The 12858-nt window shown below is 37.2% G+C and carries 12 protein-coding genes and 1 pseudogene; all 13 read left to right on the top strand.

Annotated elements, in window-relative coordinates:
- Positions 1-10: 10 nt before the first annotated feature.
- The 13 genes and pseudogenes from KQI71_RS05865 (at position 11) to KQI71_RS05805 (ending at position 12099) form a co-directional block, all read left to right on the top strand.
- On the top strand, positions 11-370 hold the full coding sequence (locus KQI71_RS05865) for a sugar phosphate isomerase/epimerase family protein (RefSeq protein WP_216434995.1): 360 nt from the start codon (positions 11-13) through the stop codon (positions 368-370).
- An 8-nt stretch (positions 371-378) separates the two neighbouring features.
- A pseudogene (locus KQI71_RS05860) lies at positions 379-1533 on the top strand (MFS transporter).
- A 331-nt stretch (positions 1534-1864) separates the two neighbouring features.
- Complete coding sequence (locus tag KQI71_RS05855; RefSeq protein WP_216434994.1) at positions 1865-2281, top strand: HIT family protein; 417 nt, start codon at positions 1865-1867, stop codon at positions 2279-2281.
- A 13-nt stretch (positions 2282-2294) separates the two neighbouring features.
- Complete coding sequence (locus tag KQI71_RS05850) at positions 2295-2891, top strand: flavin reductase family protein (RefSeq protein WP_216434993.1); 597 nt, start codon at positions 2295-2297, stop codon at positions 2889-2891.
- Positions 2872-3375: a shikimate kinase gene (locus KQI71_RS05845; RefSeq protein WP_216434992.1), complete on the top strand. Its 504-nt coding sequence runs from the start codon at positions 2872-2874 to the stop codon at positions 3373-3375. The genes KQI71_RS05850 and KQI71_RS05845 overlap by 20 nt, the downstream gene beginning before the upstream one ends.
- 86 nt (positions 3376-3461) lie before the next feature.
- A complete protein-coding gene (locus KQI71_RS05840) occupies positions 3462-4757 on the top strand; it encodes a UDP-N-acetylglucosamine 1-carboxyvinyltransferase (RefSeq protein WP_216434991.1) in 1296 nt (431 codons plus the stop codon).
- A 15-nt stretch (positions 4758-4772) separates the two neighbouring features.
- Positions 4773-5411: a phosphate-starvation-inducible PsiE family protein gene (locus KQI71_RS05835; RefSeq protein WP_216434990.1), complete on the top strand. Its 639-nt coding sequence runs from the start codon at positions 4773-4775 to the stop codon at positions 5409-5411.
- A 119-nt stretch (positions 5412-5530) separates the two neighbouring features.
- Complete coding sequence (gene metK / locus KQI71_RS05830; RefSeq protein ID WP_216434989.1) at positions 5531-6715, top strand: methionine adenosyltransferase; 1185 nt, start codon at positions 5531-5533, stop codon at positions 6713-6715.
- Between the two features lie 74 nt (positions 6716-6789).
- Positions 6790-8337 (top strand): glutamine-hydrolyzing GMP synthase, encoded by a 1548-nt coding sequence (guaA, locus tag KQI71_RS05825; protein WP_216434988.1) that lies wholly within the window; start codon positions 6790-6792, stop codon positions 8335-8337.
- Between the two features lie 323 nt (positions 8338-8660).
- Positions 8661-9344: a response regulator transcription factor gene (locus KQI71_RS05820; RefSeq protein ID WP_216434987.1), complete on the top strand. Its 684-nt coding sequence runs from the start codon at positions 8661-8663 to the stop codon at positions 9342-9344.
- A gap of 51 nt (positions 9345-9395) precedes the next feature.
- Positions 9396-10349, top strand: coding sequence for an ABC transporter ATP-binding protein (locus tag KQI71_RS05815; protein WP_216434986.1), 954 nt, complete (start codon positions 9396-9398; stop codon positions 10347-10349).
- Positions 10342-11187: an ABC transporter permease gene (locus KQI71_RS05810; RefSeq protein WP_216434985.1), complete on the top strand. Its 846-nt coding sequence runs from the start codon at positions 10342-10344 to the stop codon at positions 11185-11187. The genes KQI71_RS05815 and KQI71_RS05810 overlap by 8 nt, the downstream gene beginning before the upstream one ends.
- A gap of 3 nt (positions 11188-11190) precedes the next feature.
- Positions 11191-12099, top strand: coding sequence for a sensor histidine kinase (locus KQI71_RS05805; RefSeq protein ID WP_216434984.1), 909 nt, complete (start codon positions 11191-11193; stop codon positions 12097-12099).
- The last annotated feature ends 759 nt before the right edge of the window (positions 12100-12858 follow it).

The raw sequence follows: 12858 nt of genomic DNA, 5'->3' as shown, positions 1-12858 counted from the left end.
GAGAAAAGCGATGGCAATAAAAGTGGGAATAGCACCAGATTCATGGGGTGTATGGTTCCCAGAATATGAAAAACAGACACCATGGAATCGGTGTATGGATGAGATGAAAGAAGCAGGATATGATGGAGTGGAACTGGGACCATGGGGATATTTCCCAAATACATATCCAGAATTAAAAGATGAACTTGAGAAAAGAGAATTATCTTTGGTAGCAGGAACTGTCGGAGGGGATTTCCTAGATGATGCTTCTATAGATGAAATGTGCAAAACAATCGATAATATTGCAGCTCTTTTAAGTCATTTTGAAGAAGCAAAATATATTGTACTTCTTTCAAGTATGTATACAGATCTGGATTTCATCCTCATGTAGATTGCCATGTGCAGACAGAAGAACAGATAGAAGCATTGTTAAGAGATACAAATGTTCAGTTGTGTTTTGATACAGGACATCATGTTTATGGAGGGGGAGAGCCGATTTCTTTCTATGAAAAACATGCCGATCGAATTCCATATATTCATATTAAAGACTGTGATTTAGCAGTAAAAGCAAAGATGGATGAAGAAAAATGGTCTTTTGCAAAAGCAGTGACAGAAGATATCATGGTAGAACCAGGAAAAGGAAGCATTGATTTTGCTAAGCTTCATAAAGTTATGGAAGAGAAAAATTATGATGGATGGGTTGTTGTAGAACAGGATTTGTTCCCGGTAAAATCTTTTGATATACCATTACCGATCGCAAAACGCGGACGTGAAAAATTTTGCTTTATGAAATGTGAAGAGAATGTTCAGATTAAAGCAAAAGAAAAACAGGGAAAGATTCCAATAAAAAAAGCACTTGGAGCATTGATCAAAAACCAATATTTCTGGGCAGTCCTAATTTTATGGATGATGCAAAATGTTATCTTTTGTGTGACAGGAACGATTCTTCCATATTATTGTAAATATATTTTTCATAATAGTTCGTGGCTTTACAGTGCATTGTATTTGATGGAAACTGGAATTTTGATTGCAGCAACTTTTTTATGTCCATTTCTTCTTCAAATGTTTGGAAAAAGAAACATTGCTCTCGCAGGAGCCGTTCTTGCAATGGCAGGGTAGATGTTATATTTTCTTCATCCGGAAAGTCTTACTTGGGTTATTATGAGCTGTGTAACAAGGGGAATTGGTCTTGCACCATTGAATGCTGTTATTTTTGGATTGCTTGGAGATGTTGTAGAATTCGGACAGTGGAAAACACATATTCGCCAGGAAAGTCTTATTTTTGCGGGCGGTTCCCTTGGAGCAAAAGTTGGATCGGGCGTTGCAACAGCGGTTATTACAAGTCTTTTATCAGCAGCCGGTTATATAAGTTCGGCATTAAATGGAATTAGTCAGCCGAAAAGTGCCATTCGTATGATTATGAATGTTTATAAAATAGGGCCAATGATTGTATGGATTGTTGTTATAATAGTTCTTGTATTATATCAGTTAGATAAAAAATATGATAAGATTCTTGAAGATCTGATGAAACGTGAGCAAAAAGGAGAATTATAACTTTATAAAAAAAGAAAAGAACCAGCTTATGCCGGTTCTTTTCTTTTAAAACAATAAGGAGAGGATTTTCATCCTCAAGAGGGGTAGGATTTGAAAGTATTAACTACTTTACGTCCATTATTATAACACAAAATTTGTGAATAGAAAGTGAAAAATTGCAAAAACTTAAAAAAAATTTAGGAATATATTTATGAATATTGAAAATAAAATAGAATTGCAATGAAAATGTAACAAAAAATTCAAAAAGAGGCTTCTTGAAAAAAAACAGCTGATGGGATAAAATACTTCACAGGTACATTAAAAGTCAAAGAATGGAAAGGAAGTTGAAAACATGAAAAAAGAAGATTGTATTTTTTGTAAAATTATTAGTGGAGATATTCCGTCCAATACAATTTATGAAAATTCGGAGTTCAAAGTGATCATGGACATTGCGCCAGCAAGTAAAGGACATGTTTTGATCATTCCAAAAGAACACTATGCAAATATTTATGATATCGATGTAGAAACAGCAGGAAGATTATTCCAGCTTGCAACCGTTGTAGCAAGGGCGTTAAAGAAAGCATTAAACTGCGATGGAATGAATATCTTACAAAATAATGGATTGATTGCAGGTCAGACTGTTTTTCATTTCCACATGCATCTAATTCCACGTTATGAGGGAGATACTGTTACAGTGAAATGGGAAGAACATTCGATGGAAGCCGCAGATATGGAACAGCTTCGTAAAGAAATCTGCGATGCATTATAGGAGAATATGATTTATGGCAAAAGTATCATGGAAACCGGGAAATATGATCTATCCTCTTCCAGCAGTTATGGTTACATGCAGAGATCAGGGAGAAGATAATATTATTACGATTGCATGGACTGGGACAATTTGTACAAATCCTCCGATGACATACATTTCGGTAAGACCGGAACGTCATTCTTATGAGATGATTAAAAACAGTGGAAGTTTTGTAATTAATTTGACAACAAAGGCTTTGGTAAAAGCAACAGATTTTTGTGGCGTTCGTTCGGGAAGAGATGTAGATAAATTTAAAGAAACAGGACTGACGAAACAGGAAGCACAGGAAATTGATGCACCAGTGATTGCAGAAAGTCCGGTTAATATTGAATGTAAAGTAGAAAAGATCGTGCCATTGGGATCTCATCATATGTTTATGGCAAAAGTTGTAAATATTATGGTAGATGATGATTATATGGAAGAAAATGGAAGATTTGCTTTAGAGAAGACAAATCCGCTTATTTATTCTCATGGCAGTTATTTTGAATCAGGGAAGCAACTGGGTACATTTGGTTACTCCGTAAGGAAAAAAAAGAAAAGGAAAAGACACAATGGCAAAAAAAGCAAATAATTATATACTGATTGGAATGCCAGGTTCTGGCAAGAGTACAATAGGAGTTCTTCTTGCAAAATCACTTGGGTATGAATTTATCGATACGGATCTTGTTATCCAGCAAAGAGAAGGAAAATTGTTAAAGGAAATTATTGCAGATTGTGGAAATGATGGATTTAAAGAAATAGAAGAAGACGTAAATGCGTCTATTGATGCGAACGAGGCAGTGATTGCACCTGGGGGGAGTGTTGTTTATTGTCAAAAGGCAATGGAACATTTTAAAGAGATTGGTGAGATTATTTATTTACAGCTTAGTTATGAGTCTGTAGAAAAACGTCTCGGAGATTTAAAAGCAAGAGGTGTTGTGTTAAAAGAGGGGCAGACTTTATATGATTTATACTGTGAACGTGTACCACTGTATGAAAAATACACAGATATTACGGTAAAACTGGATGAATTATCTATAGGAAGCTCATTGGAAAAGGTATTGGAAAACCTATAATATTATGTTATAATGTAGAATGTATGATTTTAAAAATTACCAAAGTAGAAATTAGGTTTAATAATATAGATTAATTGAGGTGTATCATGGAACAGTATATCATTAAAGGCGGAAATCCGCTTGTTGGTGAAGTAGTGATTGGTGGAGCTAAGAATGCGGCATTACCTGTGCTGGCAGCAGCAGTAATGACCGATGGAAAATGTATGATAGAGAATATGCCAGATGTAAGAGATATAAACGTATTGCTGCAAGCAATGGGAGAAATTGGAGCAACAGTTGATAGAACAGGTAAGCACGAAGTAACGATTAGTGGAAAAGGGATTCATCCGGAATGTGATGTTGATAATGAATTTATTCGTAAAATTCGTGCTTCTTATTATTTAATCGGAGCTCTTCTTGGAAAATATAAAAGAGCAAGAGTAGCCCTTCCAGGAGGATGTGAAATCGGAAGCCGTCCAATTGACCAGCATATCAAGGGCTTTAAGGCGCTTGGAGCTGAAATTGAAATTGAAAATGGTATGATCAGTGCAAGGGCAGATGAATTAAGAGGCTGTCATATTTATATGGATGTTGTCTCTGTAGGAGCGACAATCAATGTTATGATGGCAGCATCACTGGCAAAAGGGGATACAATTATTGAAAATTCTGCAAAAGAGCCACATGTCGTTGATGTAGCGAACTTCTTAAACAGCATGGGGGCAAAAATTAGAGGAGCAGGAACAGATGTTATTAAAATCAAAGGTGTGGAACGCTTTGGAGATTGTCAGTATTCCATTATTCCGGATCAGATTGAAGCTGGAACATTTATGACAGCGGCAGTTGCAACCAAAGGTGACGTTATGATCAAAAACGTGATTCCAAAACATCTGGAAGCAATTAGTGCAAAATTAATAGAAATTGGAGCACAGGTAGATGAATTTGATGATGCTGTTCGCGTGTCAGCGACAAAAAGATTGGAATCTACTAACATTAAAACATTGCCATATCCAGGATTTCCTACAGATATGCAGCCACAGATAGCAGTAACATTGGCACTTTCTAATGGTACCAGTGTAATTTCTGAGAGCATTTTTGAAAATCGTTTCCGTTATGTAGATGAGCTGATAAAAATGGGAGCAACGATCCAGGTAGATGGAAGAACTGCTGTAATTACAGGGGTTGAAGGATTTACTGGTGCAGATGTAGAAGCACCCGATTTAAGAGCTGGAGCAGCGCTTGTCATTGCTGGATTAGCAGCGAAAGGATTTACGACAGTTAGTGAAATTGGTTATATTTACCGTGGATATGAAGAATTTGAAAAGAAATTAAGAGAGCTTGGTGGTGAAATCAAGCTTGTAAATAGCGAAAAAGAAGCCGCAAAATATAAGTTGAAAATAGGATAGAGGAGAAGTGCCCGCATGAGACAATACCTGAAAAATGAAGTGTTTAAAGTTTCCAAATGGGTAGAGCTGATTTTGTCGGTGATCATTACAGTTGCGGTGATTGGCGGGACAATATGGCTTGTGAAAGATCTTGTAAAGCTGTTGATATCAAACCCAAATACAACAGAGATTTATGAGTTTGTAGGAGTGGCATTCAATCTTGTTATCTGTATTGAGTTTATCAAGATGTTATGCAAACATACGCCAGATACCCTTGTGGAAGTGTTAATGTTTGCGATTGCACGACAAATGATCGTACAACATACATCGCCGATGCAAAATTTGATTTGTATCGTTACGATTGCCATCTTATTTGCCATTAAGAAATTTTTATTTGGCAAGTTTGATGATGTAGATAAGACGATTTTTCTGCCATCACAAAAAATTGCAGGAATTAATGAACTAGTACATGTGAAGATTCCAGAGGAATTTAAAGGAGAAACTCTGGAGGAATTAATGATAGAATATGTAAAAACGGATGAACACGGATTTCAGGAAGGGCAGTGTTATTTCTTTTTAGGCGGTGCTTTGAGGGTTGCAAAAGCACACGATGGAAAAATCTTAGAAATCGAAGTAATACGAAGCAAAAATGTTCCATTTATGCCAGAGGAGTAATAGATTCTCATTAGATTCAGTATTTTGCTATTGAAAAAAGCACTTGGATAGGTGTAAAATGCTTCAAAGGAAATAAAATAATTAAAGATTTATTGCTGAGATGCAAGAAAGGACACAAAATGGATAAATTACTTTTTACATCTGAGTCTGTGACAGAAGGCCATCCAGATAAAATATGTGACCAGATTTCAGATGCAATTTTAGATGCGTTACTCGAACAGGACCCAATGAGCCGTGTTGCATGCGAAACATGTACAACAACAGGAATTGTAATGGTTATGGGTGAGATTTCTACAAATGCTTATGTAGATATTCAGAAAATCGTTCGAGATACTATAAAAGAAATAGGATATACTAGAGGAAAATTTGGATTTGATGCAGATACATGTGGTGTTATCGTAGCAATTGATGAACAGTCAAGTGATATTGCCATGGGTGTAGATAAAGCACTGGAAGCCAGAGGAACCGATATGACTGATGAAGAAATCGAAGCAATCGGAGCTGGAGATCAGGGTATGATGTTTGGTTTTGCAACAAATGAAACTGAAGAATATATGCCATATCCAATCTCTCTTGCACATAAATTATCAAGACAGTTGACAAAAGTTAGAAAAGATGGAACACTTCCATATTTAAGACCAGATGGAAAAACTCAGGTAACCGTTGAATATGATGAAAATGGAAAACCATCTAGATTAGATGCAGTTGTACTTTCTACACAGCATGATCCTGAAATTACACAGGAACAGATTCATGAAGATATTCAGAGAGAAGTCTTTGATAAGATTCTGCCAGAATCTATGGTTGATGAAGATACAAAATTCTTCATTAATCCAACAGGACGATTTGTTATTGGTGGACCAAATGGAGACTCTGGATTAACAGGTAGAAAGATTATTGTAGATACTTATGGTGGATATGCACGCCATGGTGGTGGAGCATTCTCTGGAAAAGACTGCACAAAAGTAGACCGTTCTGCAGCTTATGCCGCACGTTATGTTGCAAAGAATATTGTTGCAGCTGGATTAGCTGATAAATGTGAGATTCAGTTATCCTATGCCATTGGTGTAGCAGAGCCTACATCTATTATGGTAGATACTTTTGGAACAGGAAAGAAATCAAATCAGGAATTAGTAGATCTGATCCGTAAACATTTTGATTTAAGACCAGCTGGAATTATCAAGATGTTAGATTTAAGAAGACCAATTTATAAACAGACAGCAGCTTACGGTCATTTTGGAAGAAACGATCTGGATCTTCCATGGGAAAGACTGGATAAAGTTGATGTATTAAAAGGTGAATAAAAACCAGACAAAATATGTATGGAAAATTCCGAAAGATAAATAAGGATATTTTCCTGAATGTAGGAGGAAAACGAGTGAAGAACGAATTAGTCATTGTGATTGACTTTGGCGGCCAGTATAATCAGCTGGTAGCACGTCGTGTAAGAGAATGCAATGTATATTGTGAAATCTATTCTTACAAAATTGATATTGAAAAAATCAAAGCAATGAATCCGAAAGGAATCATTCTGACAGGAGGACCAAACAGTTGTTACGAACCGGATTCTCCAACATACAGCAAAGAATTATTTGAACTTGGAATTCCAGTTCTTGGATTATGCTATGGCGCACAGTTAATGCAGCATGTTCTTGGGGGAAAAGTTGAAAAAGCCGAAGTCAGTGAATATGGAAAAACAGAAGTTCTTGTTGACAAGAAAGATTCTAAAATCTTTCAAGATGTTTCTGAAAAAACCATTTGCTGGATGAGTCATACAGATTATATTTCACAGGTTGCCCCAGGATTTGAAATTTCTGCTCATACAGCGGACTGTCCGGTAGCAACAGCAGAAAATGCAGAAAAATCATTATATGCAATTCAGTTCCACCCGGAAGTACTTCATACAGTTGAAGGAAAAACGATGTTGTCTAACTTCGTACTTGGAGTTTGTGGATGCGCTGGAGACTGGAAAATGGATGCTTTTGTTGAAAGTACAATCAAAGAAATCCGTGAGAAAGTCGGCGACGGAAAAGTACTCCTTGCTTTATCTGGTGGCGTAGATTCTTCTGTGGCAGCAGGACTTCTGTCCAGAGCAATCGGAAAACAGCTGACATGCGTATTTGTAGATCACGGACTACTTCGTAAAGATGAAGGTGACGAAGTAGAAGGTGTATTTGGAGAAGGCGGACAGTTTGATCTGAACTTTATTCGTGTTAATGCACAGCAGAGATATTATGACAAACTTGCAGGAGTTACAGAACCAGAAGCAAAACGTAAGATCATCGGAGAAGAGTTTATCCGTATCTTTGAAGAAGAAGCAAAGAAGATTGGAGCTGTAGACTTCCTTGCACAGGGAACCATTTATCCAGACGTAGTAGAAAGCGGATTGGGTGGAGAATCAGCAGTGATTAAGTCCCATCATAATGTGGGAGGACTACCAGACTTCGTTGATTTCAAAGAAATTATTGAACCATTGCGTGATCTGTTTAAAGATGAAGTAAGACAGGCAGGATTACAGTTAGGAATTCCAGAAAAACTCGTCTTCCGTCAGCCATTCCCAGGGCCAGGACTTGGAATCCGAATCATTGGTGAAGTAACTGAAGAAAAAGTAAAGATTGTACAGGATGCAGATGCGATTTACAGAGAAGAAATTGCAAAAGCAGGACTGGATAAAGAAATCAATCAGTATTTTGCAGCTCTCACAAATATGAGAAGTGTAGGAGTTATGGGAGATTTCAGAACATATGATTATGCGGTAGCATTAAGAGCCGTAAAAACTATCGACTTTATGACAGCAGAAGCATCAGAAATACCTTATGAAGTATTGAACAAAGTCATGAACCGAATTATTAACGAAGTGAAAGGAGTCAACAGAGTAATGTATGACCTCACTTCAAAACCACCTGGAACAATTGAGTTTGAATAACGGATTAAAATGCCGAAAGCCTGTATTTATGCGGGCTTCCGGCATTTGTTTTATCAAATGGCTCTAGTTTGGCTCTATTTGTGGGCGGGATAAGGGTTGCGAAAGCACTGATGGAGAAATAAAGGCATAATGGTAAGGAAAAAGTGATATATGCATCTTGGAAGCTCAGGAATACTGAAAATTATAAGTTCAGCTGGAACAAAAAGTATGTTATGTACTGGAGAATTCTGGGGATCTGTGGGGGGAATTGCGGGAAAAAAGGGAAAAGCGTATAATGCAAGAAAATAATGTTTTCACAGTGTAAAATAGAGGAGAGAACTATCATGCAGAAAATACTGATTGTAGAAGATGATACAAATATCAATAATCTGCTTCAGGAAGCATTATCCAAAGCAGGCTATTCCTGTGAGCAGGCGTTTTCCGGAACTGAGGCAAAGTTGCTTTTGAATATGCAGGAGCATAGCTATGAACTGGTGTTGCTGGATTTGATGTTGCCGGGAATTACAGGAGAAGCAGTTCTGGAGGAAATACGGAAAAAGGGAAATCTTCCGGTTATTGTTTTGACTGCGAAAGATAGCTTGGATGAAAAGGTAAAGGTTTTAACTAGTGGGGCTGATGATTATATAACGAAACCTTTTGAAATCAGAGAGGTATTGGCAAGAATTCAGGTACAGCTTCGTCATACAGAAGAAAAGGAAATAAAAGAATCTAACCTTTCGTTCAGAGAGATGGTATTGAACAAAGCTACTTTTCAGGTCAGCATTGGTGGAAAAATACTTCCTAAGATAACAAGACAGGAGTTTGCGATTTTAGAATTACTGCTCAGAAATCCGAAGCAGGTTTTCAGTAAAGAGGACATTTTTGAATATGCGTGGGACGAACCATATATGGGTGAAACAAAAACTCTGGATGTACATATAAGCAATATTCGTAAAAAGATAAAAAAAGTTACATCTGAGGAATATATTGAAACAGTCTGGGGAATCGGTTATCGTCTTCATCTATAATCTTTACTCTTTTTTTACTATTTATTTGCGTTTGATTAGGATTATTCCTTTATGATAAATGCAGATAAGAAAAAGGAGATGAAAAACTTGAGCGAAATGTTATTGGAAACAAGAAATTTGACTAAGCAATATGGACACCATAAAGCTGTGGACAGTGTCAATATGCATATTAAAAAAGGTGCTATTTATGGTTTTATCGGTCGGAATGGAGCTGGGAAGACAACTTGTCTGAAGATGATCAGTGGACTTTCCAAGCCAACATGTGGAGAAATCGAGATGTTCGGATACAAGGGAAAGAATTTGCAAAAAGTTCGATCACGGATAGGATGTCTGATTGAGGCACCGGGACTTTATGGAAATATGACTGCATATGAAAATCTGAATATCAAATGCAAGCTGTTTGGAATAAAGAAAAAAAGTTATATTGAAGAAATATTGAGAATTATCGGTCTGGAGGATGTGGGAAAGAAAAAAACAAAACATTTTTCACTTGGAATGAAACAGCGTTTGGGAATTGGTCTTGCTTTGGTTGGAGAACCAGATTTATTAGTTCTTGATGAGCCAATCAATGGATTGGATCCACAGGGTATTGCAGAGATCCGGGATACGATTCAGAGACTTCAGAAAGAGAAGAATATGACAATATGCATTTCCAGTCATATTCTTGAGGAATTATCGAAGATTGCTACTGATTATGGAATTATTCATAATGGAAGTTTATTACAGGAAATTACAAGAGAAGAATTAATAAGAAGATGCAGTGAACGGATAGAGTTGACATTGGATCATCCGAAACAGGCGATTCCGGTGATGGATTCTATGGGATTTACCAACTATCAGGTAACAGATAAAGAGCATATTCATATTTTTGAACGATTGAATGAAAGTGCAGCGTTGAATATGGAACTTGCAAAGTCAGGAATTCCGGTAAAAGGGATTTCCATAACCAGTGAAGAACTGGAAACTTATTTTCTGAATCTGACGGGAGGTGCGGATCATGTTTAATATAATAAAAATGGATTTATACCGGATGCTTAAAACCAAAAGTATGTATGTAATCTGGATCGTACTGGCAGCAATATTATTGATTACAACATTTTTATGCAAGACAGATTATGAGCTTTTGACTGAAAAGGATGCCATGAAACAGGAGCAGGTTACTGAACCTACTGTGGATAATATTAATGTGGGAATGATGGTAACGCTGCCTACGGAGCCGGGAGAAAAGGTGACGGTATATGATATCTTTTTTGCCAATTCCCAAGGAAAATTGTATGCACTGCTTTTGGTGATTTTTACTGTTCTGTTTTCAACAGCGGATATCAGTAGCGGATATATTAAGAATATAGGAGGTCAGGTTAGAAATAGAGGAACTCTCATTTTTTCCAGAGCAATTGCCTTGGCTGTCTTTACGGTACTGACAATGGCAGGTGCATTCTTATTTCAGGCAGCGGCGAATGGTATTGTTTTCTGGGAATTGGAATGGGGAAATACAAAGGCAATTTTATCTTATTTTGTGACTGAACTGGCTCTTCATTATGCACTTGTGCTGATTTGTATGGCGATTGCAATTATTTTGAAAAATAATGTAATCAGCATGGTCATTGCTGTCTGTCTTAGCATGAATGTAATGACCATTGTGTATGGGATGATCAATAGTGCTATTCAAAAAATAGGAATTCAGAATTTCCAGATTTATAAGTATACGATAACAGGAAAATTATCACTGCTTCCTATGAATCCGAGTGGAAATGAGTGTTTGGCGGCATTTGGTGTGGCAATAGTGTTCATCGTTATGATGATATCAGTAAGCAGCGTTGTTTTTCAAAAGAGGGATATTTAACGGATGTATATCGTAATTGGGATATTAGCAGGAATTATTATCTTACAATTTATTATTATGTGGAAATACCAGCGGCAGGTGAAAGACATCTGCCGCCAATTGGCGTTTATGATGAAACATGACAGTAACATGTTGATTAACCATGAATTTGATGTGGGTGGAATAGGAAAGCTTTCTGACAAGTTGAATGAGCTTCTGGAACTGCGAAGAAAAGAGAAGCAGCATTATCAGGAGAAAGAAGCTCTGATTGCGGACACTTATACAAATCTTTCTCATGATATCCGCACACCACTGACATCTTTGGACGGATATTTCCAGCTAATGGAAGAATGTGAAAATATAGAGGATCAGAAACGTTATTTAAGCATTATCCACGAAAGAATTCATAGTCTGAATGAAATGTTGGAAGAACTTTTTATGTTTACAAAGTTAAAAAACGAATCTTACAGTTTGGAATTGACATTGTGCTGTATGAACCGGATTTTGAAAGAAACAGTTTTTTCATACTATGATGAATGGGTAAGAATGGAAATTCAGCCGGATATTCAGATTACGGAAGAACAGTTGTATATACATGGAAACAGGCAGGAACTCCGCCGTGTTATCCAGAATGTGATAAAAAATGGGCTGGATCATGGAGAAAAGAAGATTAGCATTGTGTTGGAACGTGATCAAAATCAGGCGGTGCTTAGAATCAGCAATCAGGTTACACATTCAGAACAGATTAATATAGATCAGGTATTTGAGCGATTTTATAAAGCAGATGTTGCCAGAAGTAAAACATCTACTGGATTGGGACTATCTATTGCAAAGGAGTTGGTTAGTCGGATGGATGGAGAGATTGAAGCAAAAATAGAAAAAAAAGAGTTTATTGTTGAAATGAACTTTCCGATTGTAACCGATGCTAAATAGTATTTTGCGACGTAGAGGGATAATCAATAATTTTTATTTATCCTTGCAGAAGCATTAGTTCTTATTTTAGGATACTATCTAAGGAAAGTACCCATGACAGGGCATTAAGCGTCCGGGGGGGGGGACGATTGTTTAGCGCCGACCGGAGCGGAGCGTAGAGATGGCGTCGATGACGGCTTATGAGATCATTTCGATTTTCATTGGGATATTAGCATTGTTGATGTCCTTTGGTAGCTTGATTGTAGCGTTGCTTGCCTTTCTCGATAAAGAGAAAAGCTCTTCGAGGAAGAGCAGACGAAAATAAAAATGCCTATCCTGTCTGCCAACAGGATAGGCGGTGTCCTTAAGGACATTCATTAACCTAAACTCGGAGCATACACCTTTGGAGTGGGTGCTTTCTGTTTAATTAGATATTATCATCTTATGTTTGATAATTCAGGAGGTTTTACTAATTTGGATAATTTTTTACAGTAAGGCGGTCAGTGTCTTTTTTGACAACCATATTGTCATCAAGCAGATGCTGCTTGATTTCTTCGCTTTATAGGAAAGACCGCCGTTGGCGTTCAGTTGAATTGAAAATAGCCCGCACAGAGGCGGGCATGACAAAGAAACGGTTGCCAGTTTAGAAGATATAGAAACTTTCTTCACCGAAATCGTCATCAAGTTCGTCATCATTTAAGAAATCATCCATATCCAGAAGTTCCTCCTCGCTCCTATGGCGAATGTCCTTGGACGTCATACCTTCTGGGGGATTTTCAA

Source organism: Anaerostipes sp. MSJ-23 (assembly GCF_018918155.1).
GTDB lineage: Bacteria > Bacillota > Clostridia > Lachnospirales > Lachnospiraceae > Anaerostipes.
Note: the sequence above shows the minus strand (reverse complement) of the source record. Positions and strands in the feature narration are given on the sequence as shown.